The organism is Paenibacillus sp. FSL K6-1096 (assembly GCF_037977055.1).
GTDB lineage: Bacteria > Bacillota > Bacilli > Paenibacillales > Paenibacillaceae > Paenibacillus_AQ.
In genome coordinates this window covers 4712385-4735086 of record NZ_CP150274.1, presented here as the reverse complement: position 1 = coordinate 4735086, position 22702 = coordinate 4712385, and the positions used below count along the sequence as shown (strand labels likewise).

The 22702-nt window shown below is 56.6% G+C and carries 17 protein-coding genes; 4 read left to right on the top strand and 13 right to left on the bottom strand.

Annotated elements, in window-relative coordinates:
• Positions 1-4: 4 nt before the first annotated feature.
• Both MHI24_RS20940 and MHI24_RS20935 read right to left on the bottom strand, forming a co-directional pair.
• Positions 5-838 (bottom strand): carbohydrate ABC transporter permease, encoded by an 834-nt coding sequence (locus tag MHI24_RS20940; protein WP_340021452.1) that lies wholly within the window; start codon positions 836-838, stop codon positions 5-7.
• Positions 838-1719 (bottom strand): sugar ABC transporter permease, encoded by an 882-nt coding sequence (locus tag MHI24_RS20935; RefSeq protein ID WP_340021451.1) that lies wholly within the window; start codon positions 1717-1719, stop codon positions 838-840. Before MHI24_RS20935 ends, MHI24_RS20940 begins: the two co-directional genes overlap by 1 nt.
• A 133-nt stretch (positions 1720-1852) precedes the next feature.
• Here MHI24_RS20935 and MHI24_RS20930 point away from each other — a divergent pair, with 133 nt between their 5' ends.
• On the top strand, positions 1853-3691 hold the full coding sequence (locus MHI24_RS20930) for a histidine kinase (protein WP_340021450.1): 1839 nt from the start codon (positions 1853-1855) through the stop codon (positions 3689-3691).
• A complete protein-coding gene (locus MHI24_RS20925) occupies positions 3688-5454 on the top strand; it encodes a helix-turn-helix domain-containing protein (RefSeq protein WP_340021449.1) in 1767 nt (588 codons plus the stop codon). Before MHI24_RS20930 ends, MHI24_RS20925 begins: the two co-directional genes overlap by 4 nt.
• 471 nt (positions 5455-5925) lie before the next feature.
• Here MHI24_RS20925 and MHI24_RS20920 read toward each other — a convergent pair whose 3' ends face one another.
• Both MHI24_RS20920 and yicI read right to left on the bottom strand, forming a co-directional pair.
• The gene (locus MHI24_RS20920; RefSeq protein WP_340021448.1) at positions 5926-7116 is read right to left on the bottom strand and encodes a GDSL-type esterase/lipase family protein; all 1191 of its coding nucleotides are present in this window, start codon (positions 7114-7116) and stop codon (positions 5926-5928) included.
• 406 nt (positions 7117-7522) lie between these two features.
• The gene (yicI, locus tag MHI24_RS20915) at positions 7523-9844 is read right to left on the bottom strand and encodes an alpha-xylosidase (protein WP_340021447.1); all 2322 of its coding nucleotides are present in this window, start codon (positions 9842-9844) and stop codon (positions 7523-7525) included.
• Between the two features lie 131 nt (positions 9845-9975).
• Here yicI and MHI24_RS20910 point away from each other — a divergent pair, with 131 nt between their 5' ends.
• Both MHI24_RS20910 and MHI24_RS20905 read left to right on the top strand, forming a co-directional pair.
• Positions 9976-10893, top strand: coding sequence for an AraC family transcriptional regulator (locus tag MHI24_RS20910; RefSeq protein ID WP_340021446.1), 918 nt, complete (start codon positions 9976-9978; stop codon positions 10891-10893).
• A 111-nt stretch (positions 10894-11004) separates the two neighbouring features.
• Complete coding sequence (locus MHI24_RS20905) at positions 11005-11364, top strand: nuclear transport factor 2 family protein (protein ID WP_340021445.1); 360 nt, start codon at positions 11005-11007, stop codon at positions 11362-11364.
• 43 nt (positions 11365-11407) lie between these two features.
• Here the strand turns inward: MHI24_RS20905 and MHI24_RS20900 are convergent, their stop codons facing one another.
• The 9 genes from MHI24_RS20900 to MHI24_RS20860 all read right to left on the bottom strand — a co-directional run bounded on the left by MHI24_RS20900 (position 11408) and on the right by MHI24_RS20860 (position 21336).
• Positions 11408-12313 carry a HAMP domain-containing sensor histidine kinase gene (locus MHI24_RS20900; protein ID WP_340021444.1) on the bottom strand — a complete coding sequence of 302 codons (906 nt, stop codon included), beginning with the start codon at positions 12311-12313 and terminating at the stop codon, positions 11408-11410.
• A gap of 26 nt (positions 12314-12339) precedes the next feature.
• The gene (locus tag MHI24_RS20895) at positions 12340-13077 is read right to left on the bottom strand and encodes an ABC transporter permease (protein WP_340021443.1); all 738 of its coding nucleotides are present in this window, start codon (positions 13075-13077) and stop codon (positions 12340-12342) included.
• On the bottom strand, positions 13070-13993 hold the full coding sequence (locus tag MHI24_RS20890) for an ABC transporter ATP-binding protein (RefSeq protein WP_340021442.1): 924 nt from the start codon (positions 13991-13993) through the stop codon (positions 13070-13072). The genes MHI24_RS20895 and MHI24_RS20890 overlap by 8 nt, the downstream gene beginning before the upstream one ends.
• 97 nt (positions 13994-14090) lie before the next feature.
• Positions 14091-14783 carry a response regulator transcription factor gene (locus MHI24_RS20885; RefSeq protein WP_340021441.1) on the bottom strand — a complete coding sequence of 231 codons (693 nt, stop codon included), beginning with the start codon at positions 14781-14783 and terminating at the stop codon, positions 14091-14093.
• Between the two features lies 1 nt (position 14784).
• A complete protein-coding gene (locus MHI24_RS20880; RefSeq protein WP_340021440.1) occupies positions 14785-16878 on the bottom strand; it encodes a class I SAM-dependent methyltransferase in 2094 nt (697 codons plus the stop codon).
• A 406-nt stretch (positions 16879-17284) separates the two neighbouring features.
• A complete protein-coding gene (locus tag MHI24_RS20875) occupies positions 17285-18652 on the bottom strand; it encodes a HAMP domain-containing sensor histidine kinase (protein WP_340021439.1) in 1368 nt (455 codons plus the stop codon).
• A complete protein-coding gene (locus MHI24_RS20870) occupies positions 18649-19323 on the bottom strand; it encodes a response regulator transcription factor (protein WP_340021438.1) in 675 nt (224 codons plus the stop codon). The genes MHI24_RS20875 and MHI24_RS20870 overlap by 4 nt, the downstream gene beginning before the upstream one ends.
• 101 nt (positions 19324-19424) lie before the next feature.
• On the bottom strand, positions 19425-20300 hold the full coding sequence (locus tag MHI24_RS20865; RefSeq protein WP_340021437.1) for a radical SAM/SPASM domain-containing protein: 876 nt from the start codon (positions 20298-20300) through the stop codon (positions 19425-19427).
• A gap of 49 nt (positions 20301-20349) precedes the next feature.
• A complete protein-coding gene (locus MHI24_RS20860) occupies positions 20350-21336 on the bottom strand; it encodes a Gfo/Idh/MocA family oxidoreductase (protein WP_340021436.1) in 987 nt (328 codons plus the stop codon).
• Positions 21337-22702: the final 1366 nt, after the last annotated feature.

Below are 22702 nucleotides of genomic sequence, written 5' to 3'. Positions count from 1 at the left end.
TGAATTAACCCTTCACCGAGCCGGCCGCTATTCCCTCAACAATGTAACGCTGCATGAACAGATAAAAGATTACAATTGGCGCAATCCCGATCGTCAGCGCCGGAAGGGCCATATCCCATTGCTTCGTGTATTGGCCGAAGAACGAGAAGGTCGCCAGCGGAATCGTCCGCAGTCCGGGCGCCTGAAGAATCAGCGACGGAAGCAGGTAATCGTTCCAGATGCCCAGGGCATTCAGCACGATAATGGTCATCAGCATCGGCTTCAGCAGCGGCAGCACAATCCGGAAGAAGGCCGAGATCGGGTTGCAGCCATCCACCGTTGCCGCCTCTTCAATCTCCAGCGGCACGGATTTGATGAAGCCGTGGAACAGGAAGACTGCCATCGGAATGCTAAGTCCCAGATGGGAAATAATGAGGCCTGCGAAGGAATTATTAACACCCAGAATGTTAACCACCTTCAGGATCGGAATCATAATGGTCTGGAACGGCACGACCATCGCCGCTACGAACAGCAGCAGCAACAGCTTGTTGAACCGGGTATTGGCACGCACCATCCGGTATGCCGCCATGGCGCTGAACAGCGAGATCAGCACGACACTGACAATGGTGACCAGCAGCGAATTGCGGAAGGCCTCGGAGAACCGGGCCAGCTTCCAGGCATTGGCGTAGTTCGACCACATGAAGCTCTGCGGCCAGCTGGCTGCGTCACTGAGAATCTCGCCGAAGGACTTCAGCGAGTTCGCGATCAGGAAGTAGAACGGAGAGAGGAACAGAAGCGCTAGAAGGATCATGACCACTTCAATGCCGATATTCCATCTGCTGGTTGTTTTGGCATTCATTAAGCTTCTACCTCCTTGCTCTTCGTTATACGGACCTGGATGATCGTGATGATCGCTACAATGAGGAAGAACAGCAATGCTTTGGCTGTCCCCAGACCATAGCGGTTATTCAGGAACGCTTCATTATAAATGTTCATCGCCACCGACTCGGTGGATTTGAACGGCCCGCCCTTGGTCAGCGACAGGTTCAGGTCGAACATTTTGAAGGACCAGGAGATGGCAAGGAATAATCCGATCGTCACCGCAGGCATAATCAGCGGTACGATGATACTGCGCAGCACCTGCATTCTTGAGGCACCGTCAATCTCGGCTGCTTCCAGCACCTCGCGGGAGACGTTGCTGAGCGAGGCAATGTAGATAACCATGAGATACCCGGATGACTGCCAGATGAACACCATGACGATAGCCCAGAAGCCGGTGGTGGCATCCCCGAGCCACGGAAGATTGAAGAAGGACCAGCCGGTCAGGTCGCCCATGGTGGCGAAGCCTTTGATGAAGATGAACTGCCAGATGAACCCCAGCAGCAGACCGCCAATGACGTTCGGCATGAAGAAGATGGTCCGCAGCATGTTGCGTGATTTCAGCGGCTTGGTCAGCAGGTACGCCAGGAAGAAGCCGACTATATTCGTCAACACCACGCCCAGGACGGTGAATCTTACCGTGAACCAGAACGAGGACCAGAAATCAGGATCATTCGTGAAAATTTTGCTGAAATTATCAAACCCCACCCAGCTCACCTGACCCGATACGCCGTTCCAGTCCGTAAAGGAATAGTACATCCCCATCAGAAACGGAACAATCATGATCAGGGTAAAGAACAATACCGCCGGGCCGACAAAGAATAGCTGCTGGCCGATTTGGGACAGCTTGTTGCTGTTCATGTTAGGGCCCCCCTTTCTTTTACACACTTACTTGTTTATGATCTAAAGATATTATCCTTGTTTTGCAGCAGCGCTTACACCTACGCAAGTGATCTTTAGGGTGTAAAATATTGACCTGGATGTGATGACCCTCATGAACTGGAGCAGTATCCGCACGAAGCTGATCGTCTTTCTGCTTGTGCCGACCATCATCTGCATTATGGCAACGATGTATATCAGTTATTCCCACACGACCAGCTCGCTGCGAACCCGGGCGGTTGACGAGAACAAAAACCTGCTCTATCAGGGCTACAAAAACATTGACAGCCTGCTGCAGGAGATCAACCGCCTGTCACTGAGCGTCTATTCGGACGGTGATTTCTACCGCCTGCTGGAGGCCGGATATGACGATCTGTCCTCGGATATCGCCATCTACAACTCGCTCAATTATATTTCCACCTCGCTGCCGAACATCTCCCAGGTGTACCTGTACGGCGTGAAGGATGCCAAGGCGACGCTGATTACCGATAATACCACGCCCAAGCGCTGGCTTGCGGATGCCCCTTATCACGCCTCCCATCTGGCCGGAAGCGCTGCGGTTAGCATTCAGAGCACCCATCTGAGCAATGCGTACGGGCTCCGTCTGCCGCTGACGCAGTTCGTCCCGGAGCCGGTATTCACGATCCACCGCCGGATTGAGCGCATTCCTACGACGCAGCCCCTCGGCTACCTGTCGATTGATGTGAAGCTGGCAGCGCTTAAGGATATCGTAGGCCAGCTGTACGACCAGGAGCAGGAGAGGCTGTATCTGGTGGACAATGGCGGCAGACTGGTCTACAGCCATGATTCCGCGCTGCTCGGCAAGCCGCTGAATGCCGCGTGGTACAGCAGTCAGATTGCGGGCAGTACACAGCCCCAAGGGTATTTTGAGCAGGACAGCTCGGTGTTCATCTATCAGCACATTGACAGCCTCGGCCAGGACTGGACACTGGTCAAGCAGATTCCGGTCTCCTCTCTGTTCCGCGAAGCCAAGGAGGCGGCGGCGATCAACCTGCTGCTGCTGGCGCTGCTGCTGCTGATTATCACGGCCTTAATCATTCTGGTCTCCTTCCGGATCACCGCGCCTATCAAGCAGCTGACCCGTTACATGAACCAGGTCAAGGCCGGTAATCTGGATGTGGACATCCGCCCGGCGGGGAAGGACGAGATCGGGGTCGTCACGGGGCATTTCCGCAGCATGATGGACACGATCAACAACCTGATCCTGCGGGAATACAGACTGGAGCTGGCCAGCCGGACCAATGAGCTGAGGGCGCTCCAGTCCCAGATCAACCCGCATTTCCTGAACAATACGCTGCAGATTATCGGCACGCTCGCCCTGGAGCTGAAGGTGCCGCAGATCTATGCCCTGCTCTCGGCCCTGGCCAAAATGATGCGCTACAGCATGTACAATGACGAGAAGATCGTGACCGTCCAGAATGAGCTGGACCATGTCAAAGCGTATATCGAGCTGCAAAAGGAGCGGTTTGAGAACAAGTTCAGCTTCCGCTACGATATAGAGGAGCCGCTGCTTCAGGCGCTGATGCCCAAAATGATTCTCCAGCCGATTGTCGAGAATTATTTCAAGCACGGGTTCAGTCTGGAGCGTACTGACGGAATGCTGGAGATTACAGGGACCAGACTGGCCCAAGGACGGATGGAGCTGTGCATCCGCAACAACGGCCTGCCGATTCCGGCGGGCCGGCTGGAGGCGCTGCGTCGGGAGCTGCTCCAGCCGCAGGCTGTGGAGGACACGAACCGGCTGAGTCCGCCGGGCGAAGAGCATCTCAGCAGGCGCGATGCACCGGGCGCAGGCCTGGGCCTCGGCAATGTGCTGGCCCGGCTGCGGCTGGTATGCGGGGATAGTGCAGCAATGACCGTGGACAACCTGCAGGCGGGCGGGGTCATCATCCGGCTGCAAATCGATATCGTAGTGGAGGGTGAATCCAGATGAAGGCGCTTATTGTAGATGATGAACCAAGAGTCCGGAAGGCGGTAAGGCTGCTGGTGGACTGGGAGCAGCACGGCATTCAGGAGATTCTGGAGGCCGGGAGCGGCAATGAAGCGATCGGGCTGATCCGCACGGAGAAGCCGGCCCTGGTCATTATGGATATGATGATGGAATCCGGGAACGGCGTGGAGCTGATGACCTGGGTCGATGAGTTCGCCGGCACCACCAAGTTCATTGTCGTCAGCGGACACAATGACTTCGACTTCGTCCGCCAGACCGTCCGCCACGGCGGCATTGACTACATTCTGAAGCCGATTGAGGCCGATATGATTAATAACGCAGTCTCCAAGGCGGTGCTGGCCTGGCGCACCGAAGAAGAGGAGCGCCGCCACCGGCAGCACCAGAGCCTGAAGCTGAATGAGATCAAGCCGATTCTCGGGGAGAAGCTGCTGTCGGCCCTGATTGATGACAGGGTGAATGCCGAGGCCTCGCTGCGCCGCCTTAGCGCTGACGGCGTTCTGCCGCCGCAGATTAGGGCGGCACGCCTGATTCTTGTGCAGACCGACAGCGGCAATAACCCGCTGCTCCGCCGGTTCGGCGGGGACAGCGAGCTGCTCTATTATGCCATTGTGAACATCTGCAACGAATTCCTGCAGCCGGAGGGCCGGGGCATCGCCTTCCGCTATTGGGGCGGGCCGCCGGAGATTGCCATCCTGCTGTGGGCGGCCGGTGAATCCGTAACCGGGCTGATCGGCCGGATCAACCAGGGGCTCTACCTGACCCTGCAGTTCCGTATGCACTTCGGGATCAGCAGGGTGTGCGCCTTCCCGGGAGAGCTGTCCGCAGCGCGCGCGGAAGCCGCCGAAGCGCTGCTCCGGCGGAATCTGCTGCGGCATGAGGACTACTGCCATTATGCGGCGGATGAACCAGCGGCTGGAGCAGGTGCGGACGCGGCAGTGGACTGGGTGCCGGGCGGAGTGGCCGGCGCAGGGCCGGACGGGACGGCAGGTGCCATGCCGGGCAAAGGGCTGGGCGGATTTAATGGCGCGGGGCCAGCGGGCGGAATGCCGGGCGGGGAGCGCGCGGCAACGCTCAGCTTCGCCGATGTCCAGGAGGACTGGCGGCTGGCCGTCATGAGCGGGACGCCGGAGGCCTTGAGCGCGGCGGCGCAGCACTGGACCCAGGAGCTTAGCCGCCGGGGTGTCGTTACCCCGCAGATGCTGAACGCCTGGAAGGCGGATGCGCTGCTGCTGCGGGGGCGGCTCGTCCGGGCGGCGCTGGGCAGCGGAGCGGACAGCGCGCTGGCCGAGCTGGAGCAGCTCGACCGGGAGAACCCGTCGCCGCAGCCCGGCGGCTATTCCTTCTCCCTGTTCGCCTGGCGCGACTGGTCGTATACCTTCATGCAGCAGCTGTCGCAGCTGCTCTCGGCAAGAGCGCTGAAGGAGCGGAATCCCATGACGGAGATCATTCGATATATCGAGCAGAATTACCCGTCTGACCTCTCACTCCAGGAGATCGCGGGTAAGTTCCAGGTCAGCCGTGAGTATATCTCCCGCCGCTTCAAGCAGGAGCACGGCATTAACTTCTCCGATTATATCGTCACGGTCCGCATCGAGAAGGCCAAGCTGCTGATGCAGAATCCCCACCTCAAGCTGGCCCAGATCGCAGAGATGGTCGGCTTCCACGATGTCAAATACTTCAGCAAGGTCTTCAAGAAGCTGACCGGCCATTCGCCGAAGGATTACCGGGATCAGGCGGAGCATTAAGCTCCGCTCGGTGCCGGGGACATTGCTGACCGGATGCTACGGCCGCCATCCTCCGGGCATGGCGGAACAATCCCAACTGACGGTAGAACGTTCACTACCTTTCCTTGGCCAACAATTGGATAATTGCAGCTTATTTCCGCGATTCCCGCCGGATAGACTGAAGCAATTGGATTAACAGCATCTATTAACGCCAGATATGCCGCCCCAGGTGAAATCGGGCAAATTTAAGTGCTGCTTTTCCAACTACTGCCCCGGAAAAGTGCAATTTCTCATCAGCAAGTGGACAAAATCCAACTCTTCTCTCACCCTGTATCCCAGTTACTTTGCACCAGCTCTCACACTCCCCGGCACTCCTGCCTCCCCACACTCCCGCTATCGTGCAAACGTGGAATCATGCAATCGTTCAATTATGCAATCTCGTCTTTCATTCATGCAATTACCCAATTGGGTAAAAGCGAATATGCAGCTCTATCAAGACCCCGATGGACATCCTCCGTACCACGCCAGAAAAGCTTCCGCCACTGCCTTACCGGCCGCGCCGTTCGGATGCGGATCGAACTCGTCGCTCATATATTCCGGCTTGATCCGGTGATCTGCGGGTGCCGGAACCGAGAGTACCGCTGCCATGTCGAACACGCGGTCCACACCGGCCGGCGGGCTTGTGCGGATACATTCATTCACTTTACGCCAATGAGTCTCCCGCTCGTCCGCAAAATTAAATGGCGGCACCGTGCTGAGAATAACCGCTGCCTCCGGCCGTGCTTCCTTGATCCTGGAGATAATGTGTTCCAGGTCCACCAGCAACTCGTCTGCTGAACGCTGGCCGATATCCAGATCATTCACTCCAAGCACGATCAGCACCTCATCACCCTGCTGCGCCTTATGCAGCCAGGGGCCGTCCGTGGCGACATCGTAGGCCCGGCCCCAGCCGGAGCCGATGTTCCACACCCCGTACTGCGTGCCAAGCCCCTCCGCAATTCTTGCTGCCCAGTGCGTGTATTGGTCCTTGGCGGTCCGCACACCTTGCGTGATGGAATCGCCCAGGAGTACCAGTTTCTTCTCCACCATTTTCTTGTAGCCCAGGAAGCTTGGCAGCACCTGCAGCTTGTCCGATTCGCTGAACCCCGCTGCCGACTCCTGAGCGGCCAGCGTACCCGGCGCATCGTAGCCGGAGACCAGCATTCCCTCCACATTGTAGGGGAATGACTTGCCTGGACCAGCCGTCTTCAAGGTCCAGGTGAAGGCCAGCAAGTGCCCCTCCGGCAGCTCCACAGTAGCCTCGTCGCTCCAGAACTGCCCGCCCGGCTCTACCTTCCGCGACCGTTCGCCGCCGAAGGTAACCGGCACCTGCGAGCCCGGTACAATGCTGCCGTCCGGCACGGCTCCGCCATCGGCGATATACGCTGCTTCGATGCTCCACTCCCCGCCCGGCTCACTGCCTCTGGCCTCTGCGCCCTGATCCCAGGTCGAATCCACTGCATTGCTGTGCCAGAACTTCAGCGTCAGCCTGCCGTTCTCCCGCAGCCGGATATAGGTGCGGTACGTATGGGTGAACGGCTCCGCCGCGTTCATAATATAGTTAGCTGCCGTAGACAGCGCCGTGGCCGAGCTGAACTCCGGCTGGCTCAGCACTCCGTTTGGACTGTTCTCAATCTTGTTCATAATCATCGACTCCTTTATTCTGGTGCTGCTTCTCTGGCCCGCCTTTGACCCAACATTGGCCCCGACTCCTGCCCGACTAATGTTGCATGATCTGCAACTCTGATGCCTGCGAAACCCGCTATTCTGGTGCAATGTTGCATAAAATGCAGGAATTTCGCCGCTGATTCGTTCAGTGAAGCTGAAATGCTGCATTTTGGACAACAATTCGCCCTAGCCCTGCTCCTGCTGAGGGGAATGTTGCAATTCTTGCAGCATTTAGCCCATTGCGGCGCACCCTTGTGCACCTCCTCAGACGCCAATCCCCAAAAAGCTCCCCGAGCCAGGAGACGATTGTCGCCTGTCATCAGAGAGCCGGGTGTGTTAATTCAGTCTTTAGTTATCTTAGTTAAAAGGTAATCTGGTTGTCTTACTTCAGCGTAATCGTGAACGATACCGACTTCGCGCCCGCACCCACACTCACGGTCGTCTCATCGGCCTGCGCCGCGCCATCCACCGAAGCAATAGCGCCGAGGTCCTTCACCGCGAAGGTGAAGGCTTTGCCGCTGCCCTCAGCCGTTACGGTTACCGTGCTGCCGCTGCGTACCGCTTCAACCTTCAGCTCAGGCGCGCCGTTGATGTCGCGGACAGTGGCTGCCGCCGTCTTCCCGTCCTCCAGGGAGTACAGGCTGAGCTTCACGCCATCAGCAAAATCATAATCCGGCCGGTTATCCACGCTGCCTACAGCTAGCAAAGCATTCTGCCGCACGAACAGTGGCAGGCTGAAGAAGTCATGCTTCTCCTTGCGCCATGATCCGCCCTGTACAGTCTCACCATTCAGCAGGTGTGTCCAGCGTCCAGCCGGCAGATAGTACTTCACTTCGCCGTTCTCCTGGAAGATCGGAGCAACCAGCAGGGAATCCCCCAGCATGTACTGGCGGTCCAGCACCTCACAGGTCGGATCTTCCGGGAATTCCATCACCATCGCCCGCATCGAAGCCCAGCCCTGCTCATGCGCCTGTCCGGCGACATCATACAGGTATGGCATCAGGCTGCATTTGAGCTTGGTGAAGAAGCGGGTAACGTCCACGGCCTCATCGTCATACGCCCAAGGCACACGGTACGAGGTGCTGCCGTGCAGCCGGCTGTGGCTGGAGAGCAGGCCGAAGGCCAGCCAGCGCTTGAACACATGGGCCGGAGCGGTGTTCTCGAACCCGCCGATGTCGTGGCTCCAGAAGCCGAAGCCGGAGAGGCCGAGCGACAGGCCGCCGCGCAGACTCTCGGCCATCGATTCATAGTCGGCGTAGCAGTCGCCGCCCCAGTGAACCGGGAACTGCTGGCCGCCGGCGGTGGCGGAGCGTGCGAAGACGGCGGCTTCATTTTTGCCGAGCTTCTCTTCCAGCACCTCGAATACAACCTTGTTATACAACTGGGTATAGTAGTTATGCATCTTGTACGGATCAGAGCCGTCAAAATAGACCACATCCGTTGGAATCCGCTCACCGAAGTCGGTCTTGAAGCTGTCTACGCCCATATCCACCAGATCGCGCAGATAACCGGCATACCATTCGCAGGCTGCAGGGTTCGTGAAGTCGACCAGCCCCATGCCCGCTTGCCACAGGTCGGTCTGATAGACGTCGCCGTTCGGCCGTTTCAGCAGATAGCCGTTCTTCTTGCCTTCTTCAAACAGCGGGGAACGCTGCCCGATATAGGAGTTGATCCAGACGCAGATCTTCAGCCCCTTGTCATGCAGACGCTTCAGCATCCCCACCGGGTCCGGGAACACGCGGGAATCCCACTGGAAATCGGTCCACTGGTATTCGCGCATCCAGAAGCAGTCGAAGTGGAACACATGCAGCGGCAGATCGCGCTCCGCCATCCCCTCCACGAAGGAATTGACCGTTGCTTCATCGTAGTCCGTCGTGAACGAAGTGGTCAGCCACAGCCCGAAGCTCCAGGCGGGAGGCAGCGCAGGCTTGCCGGTCAGGGAAGTGTATTTGGTGATTACCTCTTTAATGGTTGGCCCGTCGATTACGAAGTATTCCAGGCTCTCGCCCGCTACGCTGAACTGAGCCTTCTTCACCTTCTCTGAAGCGATTTCATAGGAGACCAGCTCCGGATGGTTCACGAAGACGCCGTAACCCTTGCTCGTCACATAGAACGGAACGTTCTTGTACGCCTGCTCGGAGCTTGTGCCGCCGTCTTTGTTCCACAGATCGACAACCTGTCCATTTTTGACAAAAGCCGTAAAGCGCTCGCCCAGACCATAGACGAATTCGCCGACACCGAGATCCAGCTCCTCCCGCATGAAGGTGTTGCCGTTCTGATCTGTAATATAAGCCATCGACTTGAAGCCGCTGCCGGTAATCCGCTCATCGCCGCGGTAGAAGTCCACCGACCAGTGGGTGCCTTTGTTGATGACGACACGGAGTCCGCCGCTGATCAGCACCGTCTGTGCTTCGCTCTCTTCAATCTGAACATGATCTCCCGTTCCCTCGGTCAGCTCAAACGAAGGCCCCCGGTCAATCACTCCGTCGTTATGAATAATCTTGACTCCCACCACACCCGGAAGCGGGGAATGGAATTTCACCGTCAGCAGCGTGGAGTTGAGGGTAGCCGAACGTCCCGTGATGGGAGTCGTCTGCGTGATGGCGGTCAGGCCTTCCTCTGTTTTCTCGACCACGTAGTTCTGCACTGCACCATTAATTGTAATCCCGTCCCGGACCAGCCAGAGACCGTCTGTAAATTTCATAAGTGTGCTTGCCACCTTTCGATTTGGTGTTTATAGTTGCATTATACCGATAATAAAAGCGCATAACTAATATAATATAGCTTATTTATAACACTATTCTGACGTTAATTCCGAAAGGAGGGCATTAATCTATGGACCGCACCTCGCAGCGCCTGCTGAAGGAAGACCGCGAGCACGGAGACGCCATGTTCCCCCTCGCCGCCTATTGGATCGAGCTGCCGGCCGGAGCGCATGTTCTGGATACCCACTGGCATGAGGAGGCTGAGTTCTTCCTGCTGCTGGAGGGAGAGATTCTGTTCCAGGTGGATACCGACTATTTCACGCTCCGCCCCGGCGAGGCTGTGTTCATTGAGTCCGGCGATATCCATGCCGCTTATGCGCTTGCGGATACACCTTGCCGCTTCTGCGCACTGGTCTTCCACCCTGATCTTCTGGCCAGCGCCCAATATGATACCATCCAGCAGACCGTCATTCTGCCGCTTCAGGAGAAACGCCAGAGCTTCCCGCGCCACCTTACCGCGTCCGTGCCCTGGCAGGCGGAGCTGCTGCTGCATCTGAACCATATGATGAAGGCCTATGAACAGCAGATGCCAGGATTCGAGTCTTTTATCAAAGGCACCCTGCTGATCATGCTCTCGCAGATTGCGCTGCCCGGACGTTCGGTGAACCACAGCCCCTCGGAGGGGGCGGATAATACGAAGGCGGACCGGCTGAAGAAGGCCATTCTCTATATCCAGGACCACTATCAGGAGCCGATCCGCACGCGCGACCTGGCCGGGCTGATTCCGATGAGCGAAGGACAATTCTGCCGTTTCTTCAAAAGCATGACCCGCAAGACGCCTGTAGACTATATCAACTCCTACCGGGTCCGCCAGGCCGCAGCGCTTCTGCAGCAGAGTGACCGCAAAATCTCCGGCATCGCCATGGACGTCGGCTTCGACAACGTGAGCTACTTCATCAAAGTGTTCCGCAAGGCGATGAACTGCTCTCCCTCTGAATTCCGCAAGAATACCGGCCTGACCGCCGGGCAGAACATGTTGTATCCTTAGCTCCCGGTCCGGTTCCGCGAAAAGCCTCTGCTTACCGGTCGTCCGATCCGTTTAAGGTATGGTAAGGGCGCAGGACAAGCGCGCCAATCTACTTACAGGAGGCAGATACTCATGAACCAGCATGTTACCTTGCCGATTGAGGTACAGGACTTCTACAACGCCGTGAACCAATACCAGCCGGAGGCGTTCATCGATTTGTTCGCACCCGGTGCTGTGGTGAAGAATAACGGGAAGACGGCAGAGGGCACCGAGGCTATAGCGGCCTGGGGAGAATCCGAGCTATTCTCGGCCAAGGTCCGCTTCACCATTATGGACATTGAAGAAGCCGGAGGCCGCATTGCCGTGACCGCTGAGATGGAGGGCGAGTTCAACAAGAACCGCGTCCCTGCCCCACAGCAGTTCCGGCATGAATTCAAGGTGCAGGGTGGCAAAATCAGCTCGTTACACATTACGCTACAGCAGGATCAGTAGCAGCTGTGCATACACAAAGGGAGCCGCAATTCTGCGGCTCCCTTCACTTTTCCCCAAATGCAATAAACAATTCAAACTCTCCGCCGTTCAAAGCGGCTCCAATCGTGCCTCCCTGCCTCTCCACCAGTTGCTTCACAATGGCGAGTCCCAGACCGAGCTGGCCGCTTGACCGCGAAGGATCGCTGGTGTACGTCCGCTCGAACAGCCTGGGCAGATCTGCCCTGCGGATATGCTCCGTATCATTGGCGAACTTCAGCTTCACCTGCTGCTCTTCCGTATACAGGGAGACGGTTAAGCGGTTCTTGCCGTACCGGAGCACATTCTGGAGCACATTGGAGAAGATGCGGATCATGGCTTTCTCATCCAGGGGGATGGCCTTGACATTCTCATCCAGATGAAGCTGCACCTCGATGCCCTTCTGCGTAAGGTCCGGATGAAACGCCAGAATCACTTCGCTCAGCAGGCTGTAGAGATAGACCGGCTGGCTGTCCAAAGGAGTGTCCCCCGAGTCTATACTGGACAATTCGTAGAACGCTTCGACAATATTGTTCATGACCGCCATCTTATGTATGATAATCTCCAAATACTGCTGCCGCTCGGCCTCGGAAGCCAGGGGATCTTTCAACAGATGGGCATATCCCTGCATGGACGTAAGCGGAGTCCGCAGATCATGGGACAGATTGGCGATCTCTTCCTTCACGGCGCGCTCTCTCGACTGGTGGATCACCCGCTCTCTCTGGCGCTGATCCAGCAGCCGGTTAAGGGCCACGATGAGCTTCTCCATCTCCTTCCCGGGCAGAGGCAGCTTGACATGGAGGTGCTGCAGGGAAGACGACTCCCACTCCGTCAATTGCCGCCGTACTTGAATCATGCTCTGCCGCTGCAGCAGATACACAACGAGTATACATACAGCGGCTAGAACGGCAATGATGGCTATAGCAAGATACATACGTCTTCCCTCCTTAGCAGCATCTGTTAGAACTCTTCCTTCCTGAACAGATACAATCCCAATACATAAAAGAACAGCGTACACACCATTCCTGTAACCCACGGCTCCCAGGCAGGATAGGTCCCCAAATCGTAGGCATTGAACAAATAATAAGCAGGGCTATGACTGTAGAGCCAGGCCGCCCAGGTAAATCTGCCTTTCAGCGCGCTCAGAATCATGTGGGGCAGGAAATAGATCAGCAGGAACACGGTAGATATCTGTGCATTCTTGTTCATCACAGCGTTGATACAGAAGTAGGTGGTTACACCGGCAATCATAATAGGCAGCATACCAAGCAGCATCTGGCAGTATTCAGTTAGCGCATATTCATAGCTGCGCAGCAGCAGCTTCGAACCGAGCAGGACCGAGATCCCGACCAGAACGAGCGCGAACAGCAGGAAGCCGGCCAGTGTAACCAGCAGCTTGGCGGTGTAGATCGAGCGTCTGCTGAAGCCGTAGGCTACGGTATTTTTGAGCACATGCTTGTTATCCCCCATCAGGACCCCGGTAAAAATAGACAGCAAGGCGAATACCACCGGCATCATAGACAGCACATTACGGTAGAAGAATCGCTCATTCCCATAGGGAAAATCCGGCACAGACTGATGAAAGACCATGAGCGTTATGGCGGCAGCAACCATTAGCACCACACAGAGCAACCCGTAATAATAATAGTTCTTGGTGCGGACAAAACGGTACTGCTCACTTTTCATCAGATTAAGCATGACGCTCACCTCCCAGCAGACCCAGGTAGTATTCTTCCAAATCCCCGCCGGTGGCTGTAATGGAGAACACGCTGACGCCTTGGGCATGGAGCACCCGGTTGAGCTGATCGGTCTTATCCATACCGCCGGAGAGCAGAATCCGGTGTCCCGGCAGAATCCGGTACGGAATCCCCGGGAAATGCTGTTCCAGAACCGTAGAGGCCTTGCCGCTGTTATCCACAACAATCTCTACATTTCTTCTGGTCTTCTGCAGCAGCTCTTCTGCCGTCAATTGCTCTACAATCTTCCCCTGATCCATGAAAATATAACGGGTAGCCACACTCTGCAGCTCAGACAATACGTGACTTGAGATGAGGATCGTGACCCTCTTCTCTTCATTCAGGGTCTGCAGGAGCTGGCGGATCTCCGCCTTCCCCTCCGGGTCAAGGCCATTGGTCGGTTCATCCAGAATTAGCAGCTCAGGGCGGGTCATCAGCGCAAGCGCAAGTCCCAGCCGCTGCTTCATCCCGAGGGAGAAGGCTTTGAATTTCTTGTTTGCGGCTTGAAGCAGATTGACCTCCTTAAGCGCCTGCTCTATGGAATCCTTACCGGCCAGCCCCCTCTGCAGGCGGAAGTACTCCAGGTTCTGCCTGGCCGTGAAGTCCGGGAAGAACGCCGGCTCTTCAATCATCGCCCCGATGCTCCGGCGCCCCTTCCGCAGACCGGCGTCATCCCGGTGTCCGTAGAGCGTAATCGTGCCTGCCGACGGAAACACCTGCTCTGTAATACATTTGAACAGCGTGGTTTTGCCTGCGCCATTTTTACCGATCAGTGCTACGATATCCCCTGACTCAATCTGCAGGTTAATATCCCGGAGCGCATAAGCTTCCTGATAGGTCTTATTGAGCGCCTTAATCTCCAATATACAATGCATCATCGTTAAGACTCCCTTGCCGTTTGATAATTCCATTGTATAAAGAACACTTTTAATAACCTTTAAGCAAAGTCTTAAGAAAGTCTAAAGAATTCACCCGTTATACGAGCTTGAACCCGATGCCCCAGATCGTGCGGATATACTCCTCTTCCGTGACTGCGGCCATTTTGGCCCGCAGATTGCTGATATGTACATTAATGGTGTTATCGTCTCCCAGGTACGTGCCGCCCCAGATCTGCCGGTACAGCTCGCTTTTGGAGAAAATATGATCCGGCCTCGACATCAGCACCGCCAGCAGCTCAAATTCGTATTTGGTTAAAGCCAGGACCCGGTCTTCCAGCCTAACCTCCCGCCGCTGTTTGTCCATGACCAGCCCGCGTACCTTGAGTATCTCGCCGTCAGACCCTGCGGCAGGCGAATATTGCAGCCGGCGGAGCTGCGCGTACACTCTGGCCAACACCTCCTCCTGGTCAAATGGCTTGGTAATATAATCATCCGCTCCCAGACGCAGCAGGCTCACCTTGTCCTCCAGCGCGCTTTTGGCCGAGATTACAATAATGGGAACAGTAGACTGTGCGCGGATCTGCGCAATCAGCGACTCGCCTGTGATTCCCGGCAGCATCAGGTCCATCAGGATCAGCTGGTAGTCCTCCAGCGACATTCTGAGGGAGGCTTCACTCCCCGAGAATGCAGGTACAGCGTTCAGTCCTTCACCTGTCAGCATCCGGCACAGCAGGCGGTTAATATCAGCATCATCTTCTACTACAAGTACGCTGAGATTAGCGTTGTTCACTTCAGCTTGCCTCCTTACGGATTACAATAAAGCATGTGCTGTCCGGCAAAGGCACAGACTGCCCGTTATCGTCCATCATAACCACCCTGTTCTCCAGCGCCTCCGTGTACCCCTCCTGCAGGTAGTGGCGGAACACCTCAATCTTCGCGCGGTCTCCCAGCGTCTGCACAATGAATGCCGCGTACTGCGACGGAGTGAAGTAACCGAACTGCTCCTGAACCTCATGGATGTAGGCTTCTTCCCCCCAGGTGTAGGTATACAGGAATTCCATAGCATCATTCACCGGCAGGCGGACCTCCTGCGGGCCAAGCTTCTCGTAACGGATAGGCCGTCCGGCAAAATCCTCCGCATACCGCTCCAGCCACGCCATCCCGTCCGCCTCCAGGAACCGTACCCGGCGCAGCTCATCCTCCGGCTCGCTCATAATCCCGTCGCGGATAATGATCGCCCCGCCGTCCGCCAGAACCCCGAAGGCGCTGGCCAGCGCTGCCGCCACCGTGTCATGATTGAACTTCTGCCCGCCCAGCGGCACATAGGAATACAGCTCATGCAGAATCGATGAGAAAATCACTGTATCCACCGTCCCCGGCTCCACGTAATCCTTCAGATTCAGCGCATCCCCCTGGAGCACCTCCCAGCGGCGGCCCTCCCGCTGCTTGCGCTGCCGCAGCGCTTCGATTACATTGCTGGAGATATCAATGCCCACCGGCACAGCCTCCGGCATCCGTTCTTCAATCAGGTCCAGCAGCACCCCGCCGCCGGGACCGATGTCCAGCACCTTCCGCCCGGTCACGTAGTCCAGAATGACCGCCTTATAATCTGCCGTATCATTCATCTGGCTTAAGTAGGTGTCCTCATTATGGAAGCGGTCGAAGGCATCCCGCCGCAGACCGAACAGGTCGAACAGCAGCAGGACGGCCCGTTCATACAGCGCCGACTTCTCGGCCTCCATGCAGAATTCGATCAGCTTCTCCGCTGCCGGGGAGAATTCGAACTGGAAGAACAGCGTATCCGGCAGATGCTCCTTCCGCAACAGCCGGTGCACCAGATGCGGATTGCTGCCGGAAGGCGTCTTTCCGCTATAGATCTCCTCCCAGCTCAGCTCCGCGAGGTATTTCTCAATAATCCGTTTCTTGTACACGTTGATCTTCTTGCTGCCCTTATAATCATAATAAATGCTGTTCATGACCGCCTCGAAGCTGAGATGGCTCACCTCCTGCGGGCGGCTTCCGGCCACCAGGCTCATCACCTTCAGGAACTGCTCCAGCGAGAAGGTCTGCAGCGCCGATTCCACATACCAGAAGGTCATGGGCTGGAGCGGCTCCAGAGTATCCGGGAGGAAGCCCTCCTGCAGCAGCCGGTCCCATTCCGCTTCGTAGTCCTCGCCCTGTGCAATCGACCCGGCGCGCATCCGGCGCAGGCGCTCCTTCATCGGCACTTCCAGCACCAGCTTCCCGGCGGCGATGACGGCAATCAGCTCCATCACCCGGGGGCGGACCTCCTGCCACAGCTCCGGGGATACCGCCGAGATAATGCAGTGATTCAGTGCGAACAGCAGCCGCTCCAGCTCATCTGCACTCAGCAGGCCGTGCTCCACCAGCCCGGATAAGGGAAGATTGACGGCGGGCGGCACCTCGCCGCGGATCTGTTGGCCGATCAGCCCGTGCGTTTCGATCAGTGTATGTACAACCAGTCTTTTCTCCCTGGAGCCTGCCGCCTCCTGCTTCAGCCCCTCCGCATACCTGCGGTACAACTGGGCGGAGCCGATATTATGAACGAAGATATTAATGCCTTCCGCCTGCCAGCCCCGGCGCTGCCGGACCGTGCCGCCCTTGGCCGTCTCTGACCAGACCAGCGTCTCCTCCGCCAGCTCCTTAATCCAGTAGGACAGCGGCAGGCTGTCCAACACCCGCAGACTCCGCTCTACATAATCCAGCACCGGATTCTGCTGCTCCAGCGACTGCAGCGACTCCACCCGCTCCAGATTCACAATCGTCTGCTCTGCCTGTACAATGTACTCCAGCCACGGAGCCTCTGTTCCGGCAATCTGCTTCCCTTCACGGTATGCTTCAATAGCCTGCAATGATTTCAGCATAGACAAGCCTCCCTATGTAAATAACAATCCCTATACAATAGCCCTGTTACCGGCGGTTTGAATCAGCTGCTGGGTTGAATTGAACAAACCGCAAGCTTCTCTATAGAAGCCTGCGGCTGCGTATAGCTCTTTCTCTATTGTATCATTTCAGGGCCTGCCATGAACTCCCTGTAATCCTTGGCAATCTCTTTGGAGAAGGCCAGCGCCTGGGCTTCTGTGAAATTCTCCTTGATATGCTATCTTTTGGAGCAATCTCATGATGCCGGATTTGTCGAGGAACTTAAGCGTCCCCACCGGTATTTTATCATCCAAGCCCCCTTGGTTCGGCACACTGCTGTCAATTCCCACAATGAAAATGTACTCTCCGTGACGGTAATATGAACAGAGGATGAACGGAAGAACTTATCTAATTCGCCGGTGTATTAAGCGGCAGCGTGACAATGAAGCTTGTGCCTGCGCCAAGCTCACTCTCGACCCGGATATCCCCTTGATGCAGCAGAATAATCTGCTTCACGATGGCCAGTCCCATTCCGCTGCCGTTATACTTCCGGCTATGGGAGCGGTCCGCCTTGAAGAAGCGCTCGAAGATCCGCTTCTGGTCCTCTGGGCTAATCCCGATGCCGGTGTCGGACACACGAACGGTCACACCTTTGTAATCCTGCCACGCATGAACACTTATCACTCCCCCATCCCCGGAGAACTTGATGCTGTTCCCCAGCAGGTTCATCCAGACCTGATTCAACTGGTCTGCATCCCCCGTCAGTGTACCGGCCTCCAGATCAAGCTCGAAGGTGATGCCCCGGGAGGACCACTGCGGCTGCAGGGCCAGGATCACCCTTCTGATCTGTTCATCCAGGCTGAAGGTGGTGAACTGCAGCTGCCGGGACTGTGATTCCAGCAGGCTTAGCTTCAGCAGACTGTCGCTCATCTTGGACATCCGTTCTGCTTCGCCGATGATGATATCCAGATACCGGTTGCGCTCACTCTCCGGGATATCCATCTGCTTCAGCGCCCGCGCATACCCGGAGATGGAGGTCAGCGGCGACTGCACCTCATGGGATACATTCGACACGAAGTCACGGCGCAGCTGCTCCAGCTGCTGCAGATCTTGCGTCATCTCTTCGAAGCTGCGGGCGAGGGTGCCCAGCTCCCCGTTCTGCTTGATATTCAGCTTCACGTTGAAGTCTCCGGCGGCAATCCGGCGGGTTGCGGCGGTCAGCTTCTTGATCGGCCGGACCAGGAACACCGCTGCCACCAGAATGAACAGACTGCCGGTTACCAGCGAATACACCGCGAAATTCAGCAGCCATTTGATCACAAAAGTGCCGGACGGCGGGCCGACAGGCTCGACGAACAATGCCTTTTTTCCCGTATCCGTCATTAATTGCAGCCCCAGCAGGCTAATCGAGATGCCGGTCGGATTAACCTGAACGATGCTGCCGGCCAGCACCTGCTTCAATTGCTCCGCAGTGACGGTCTCCAGCTTCATTCCGTCAGGCCCGCCGTAAGATTGAACCCCGCCGTTCTCATCGTAAATCCGTACATGGTAGGTCTCAAGCTGCTTCATGCCGCTTACGAATTTGTCAGCTTCATTGAGCGGGAAGCTCTCATAGATCCGCACGATATCTTGCGCAAAGCGCAACAGGGAAACCTGCAGATTCTCGTTCAATTGATCCCTATAGATCCATATCGCCAGATAGAAGGAGATCACCGTCCCCCCGATTACGGAGACCAGGAAGGTCAAAACCACGCGGGTATAGAGGGATTTGATCATTCGTTAACCTCAAGCCGGTAGCCCAGCCCGCGAACGGTCTCGATCCGGAAATCCGCCGCCCCCGCGAACCGTTCCCGCAGGCGCTTGATATGTACATCCACCGTCCGGTCATCCCCGGCGTAATCGATGCCCCAGATCTGGTCGATCAGCTGCTCGCGGGTATAGACCTGCCCCGGTGTCCCGGCCAGCTTGTACAGCAGCTCGAATTCCTTCAGCGGCAGGGACAGCGCTTCACTCCCGTTCATCACCTTATAAGTCTGCCGGTCCAGGGTGACTCCGCCGAAGCGGATCATCTGCGACTTGCCGATCCCGGAGCGCTTCAGCAAGGCCCTGACGCGGACTGTCAGCTCCAGCGGATCGAAGGGCTTAGTCAGGTAATCATCCGTCCCCAGCTCGAATCCCTTCACCTTCTCCCAGGTCTCGCCCTTCGCCGTCAGCATTAACAGCGGCAGCTCCGGGTCCGCTCTGCGCAGCTCCTTGCACAGCGCCCAGCCGTCCATTACCGGCATCATAATATCCAGGATGACCAGATCCACCTGTGTTCTGGCGTAGACCGCCAGCGCCTCTTGGCCGTCTGCCGCTTCGGCGGTGTCAAATCCGTCATTACGCAGAAATAGGCAGACAAGCTCGCGGATATTCGCATCGTCGTCTGCAACAAGTATAGTAGCCATCTATTCCCTCTTTTCGTATGATCCGGCCTTGCTGAATGATTCTCTCTACAGTCTCACCTTGTTGCCTTACCGGTATGCACCGGCTTCGGTCCAGTTTAGGCCTAAGTTCCGAACCGCTGCCGGTAGCCGCATTTGCGGCACAGCTCCTCCACAGCCTCCCGCCGGGAAAAGCCGTAGTACAGATTGTTCGCCCGCTCCCCCTCGACAATCTCCGAGAACGGCTGCTCATGGATATTGCCCAGCTTGATAACGCCTTCGCCGTCGAGGCAGCAGGGAACCACCGTACCGTCCACCAGCACCGCCGCCTGGCTGCGCAGCGCGTGGCAGAAGCCCTTGCCGTCATCCTCCGGCTCATGCAGGGCGGGCCATTTGAACTCATGGTCCTGGTTCAGATATACACGCGGGGCGATCTTCACTCCGCTGCCGGGAACGACCTTCTCCTCAATCCGGTAGTCGAGTCCAAAGGCCTCCTCCAGCAGGGCCAGCGTCTCGCGGTTGCGCTGCTTCTCCAGATTGGTGCGGTTGTCCTCGGTCAGATTCCACAGCCGGAACGAGACAATGACGCCGCGCGCCGAGATCTCCCGGACGAACTGTATAATCTCCGCGAGATAGCCCTCGCGGTTCTCGGAGCCGGCATGGCCGTCGAAGCTGTGCAGCGAGAAGTTCATCTGCCGCAGCGCCGGCTTGCCGAGCAGCTTCGGCCCCGCTTTATGGATCAGCGTCCCGTTGGTCGTAATGTTCACCTTGAAGCCCTTGGCATGAGCGGCATCGAGCAGCTCGCCCAGCTTCGGGTGCAGCAGCGGCTCGCCTTTGACATGGAGATAGATGTGATTGCTGTGCGGTTTGATCTCATCGAGGATCATATTGAAGGTCTCCAGCTTCATGAAGTTCTTCTGCCGTTCCGTGGGCGGACAGAAGCTGCACGCCAGGTTGCAGACGCTTGTAATCTCGATGTATACCTTTTTGAACGTCTTCAAGTTCTGCTCCCCATTTCAATAGTAAATGCAGGCCAGTTCGCCCGTTACGCTAGAGATCCGAAGCATACCGCAGGCCGATCTGGGCTCTCGCCTCTTCCATCAGCTCGGCCACCGCCAGGGAATTGGCATGGCTGTTGATCTCACTCTCCCTGCGGCCGCTCTTTAGCAGCTCAATGAACTCCTGCACCTCATAATACATCGACTCATATACCTGCGGGAGCGTAAGCTCCTCGACGGTTCCGTCGCGGTAGTGGATTTTGACCTGGTAGGGCTGGTTGATCTTGTCGATCACCATCGTTCCGTTCTCTCCTTGAATCTCTGCCGGCAGGTAGGAATCAGCAATTTTGGAATGCATAATCACGGCCCCCATGTCCGGGTAGCGCATCACCATGCTGCCTTCGCCGTCCACGCCCGAACCGAGCATCAGGCCTAGCGCCTTCACTGAATCCGGCTTGCCGAACAAAACCACCATCGGATACAGGCAATAGATGCCCAGATCCATCAGCGAACCATTGGAGTACTCGGGATTGAAGGCATTCAGCACGGTCCCTTGGCGGTAGGCATCATATCTGGACGAATATTGACAATACCCGGCAAAATACCGCCGAACCTGCCCCAGCTTATACAGATTGTCCCGGATCACGCCGAAATTCGGCATGAACGTAGACTTCATCGCTTCCATGAACAGCACATCATTGCTGCGCGCCGCTTCGATCATCGCCTTCAGCTCGCGGCTGTTGGAGGCCGCCGGCTTCTCACAGAGCACATGCTTGCCGTGATTCATACATATGATCGCCTGTTCCGCGTGCATGGAGTTCGGGCTGGCGATGTACACTGCATCCACCTCACTGCTGGATACCATCTGCTCCAGATCCGTGTAGATCGAAGCTCCGGCATACTTGGCTGCGAAGGCCTGCCCCTTCTCCTCTGTGCGGGAATACACAGCCGTGAGCAGGAACTCCTCGTTCTCCAGTCCCGCCTGAATGAATCGGTCAGTAATCCAGTTAGTCCCTACGACCCCGAAACGAATTGTCATGAATGATCCCGTCCTTTTTATAATGTACGAATTTATAGGTTTCACATGATAACATCAGCTTGATTCACTTCACTCAACTGCTATTTTCTCACTCCGTGGTAGGTCTGTCCACTTTTCTGCCGTATTTTCCGACAAATTCCGCTAGATTCCGCTTGTGAAAAAATGCACCTGAGTGCAAACCCTCTTCGCCTGCTGTCGGTGGTCTATGAGGGCATTGGTCCACCCCACCGAGTCGTCCAACTCTAACCCGGTCATGCATCCCCACAGGGCGTCATCTGACTCCAATCGGACCATGCCCCCTCCCACCGGTCGCCCCACTCCAACCGGACCACGCCCCCTCCCCACACAGCATCATCTGACTCCAATCGGACCATGCCCCCTCCCACCGGTCGCCCCACTCCAACCGGACCACGCCCCCTCCCCACACAGCGTCATCTGACTCCAATCGGAGCATGCGCCCTCCCACCGGGTCGCCCCACTCCAACCGCTCCATCCCCCTCCTCCAGCGGGGCCTGCAATTGTACTTCGTACAATAGAATCCGGTAGAGAGCTCCTTTTTAGCCATTCTATTGTATTTTGTACACTAGAATTTGGAGTTTTGGCTTGTATCAAGCCATCCCACATCATTCTGCTGTATGAAATACAACAGAATCGATTTTGGAGGTGTTTTGGCGACTTTCTACTGTACAAAATGCAATTACCCGCCAGGTGGAAGCAGGTTAGGCGCAGTGGAAGGGAGAAGTGGGCAGTGGGCGGGGAGCAATCAGCTGGCGCAATGGTAGTGAGCAGTGGACGGTGAACAATCAGCAAGCGCAATGGTAGTGGGCAGTGGACGGTAAACAATCAGCAAGCACAATGGTAGTGGGCAGTGGGCAATGGGCAATGGTAGTAGGCAGTGGACGGTGAACAATCAGCAGGCGCAATGGTAGTAGGCAGTGGGCGGGGAGCAATCACTCAGGCGCAATGGTAGCGGGCAGTGGGCCGGGAGCAATCAGCAGGCGCAATAGTAGCGGACAGTGGACGGTAAACAATCAGCAAGCGCAATGGCAGTAGGCAGTGGGCGGGGAGCAATCAGCAGGCGCAATGGTAGTGGGCGAGGAGCAATGGGCAGTGGTCAGAGCGAACGCTTTCGGGGATAGTTGCAGTCTGTACAATTAAAAACAGCAAACCGGAGGGTTTTCCTCTTCTACCTGCAGTTTGTACAACTAAATTTTGCCTGAAGGGTGAGATCCCGGGTACAGCCGGAATTTTAGTTGCAGCAAATACATCTAAACGGATATTCGGCGGTGTATCCGACGATTTAGATGTACGGATTGCAATTAAACGCACATCCGTTACACATACACCGGGCCGCACGCCGAACAGC

Bases quoted from the DNA above. Each gene is read 5' to 3' on its own strand.
- MHI24_RS20940 (WP_340021452.1), bottom strand. From the start codon at position 838: ATGAATGCCAAAACAACCAGCAGATGGAATATCGGCATTGAAGTGGTC.
- MHI24_RS20935 (WP_340021451.1), bottom strand. From the start codon at position 1,719: ATGAACAGCAACAAGCTGTCCCAAATCGGCCAGCAGCTATTCTTTGTC.
- MHI24_RS20930 (WP_340021450.1), top strand. From the start codon at position 1,853: ATGAACTGGAGCAGTATCCGCACGAAGCTGATCGTCTTTCTGCTTGTG.
- MHI24_RS20925 (WP_340021449.1), top strand. From the start codon at position 3,688: ATGAAGGCGCTTATTGTAGATGATGAACCAAGAGTCCGGAAGGCGGTA.
- MHI24_RS20920 (WP_340021448.1), bottom strand. From the start codon at position 7,116: ATGAACAAGATTGAGAACAGTCCAAACGGAGTGCTGAGCCAGCCGGAG.
- yicI (WP_340021447.1), bottom strand. From the start codon at position 9,844: ATGAAATTTACAGACGGTCTCTGGCTGGTCCGGGACGGGATTACAATT.
- MHI24_RS20910 (WP_340021446.1), top strand. From the start codon at position 9,976: ATGGACCGCACCTCGCAGCGCCTGCTGAAGGAAGACCGCGAGCACGGA.
- MHI24_RS20905 (WP_340021445.1), top strand. From the start codon at position 11,005: ATGAACCAGCATGTTACCTTGCCGATTGAGGTACAGGACTTCTACAAC.
- MHI24_RS20900 (WP_340021444.1), bottom strand. From the start codon at position 12,313: ATGTATCTTGCTATAGCCATCATTGCCGTTCTAGCCGCTGTATGTATA.
- MHI24_RS20895 (WP_340021443.1), bottom strand. From the start codon at position 13,077: ATGCTTAATCTGATGAAAAGTGAGCAGTACCGTTTTGTCCGCACCAAG.
- MHI24_RS20890 (WP_340021442.1), bottom strand. From the start codon at position 13,993: ATGATGCATTGTATATTGGAGATTAAGGCGCTCAATAAGACCTATCAG.
- MHI24_RS20880 (WP_340021440.1), bottom strand. From the start codon at position 16,878: ATGCTGAAATCATTGCAGGCTATTGAAGCATACCGTGAAGGGAAGCAG.
- MHI24_RS20875 (WP_340021439.1), bottom strand. From the start codon at position 18,652: ATGATCAAATCCCTCTATACCCGCGTGGTTTTGACCTTCCTGGTCTCC.
- MHI24_RS20870 (WP_340021438.1), bottom strand. From the start codon at position 19,323: ATGGCTACTATACTTGTTGCAGACGACGATGCGAATATCCGCGAGCTT.
- MHI24_RS20860 (WP_340021436.1), bottom strand. From the start codon at position 21,336: ATGACAATTCGTTTCGGGGTCGTAGGGACTAACTGGATTACTGACCGA.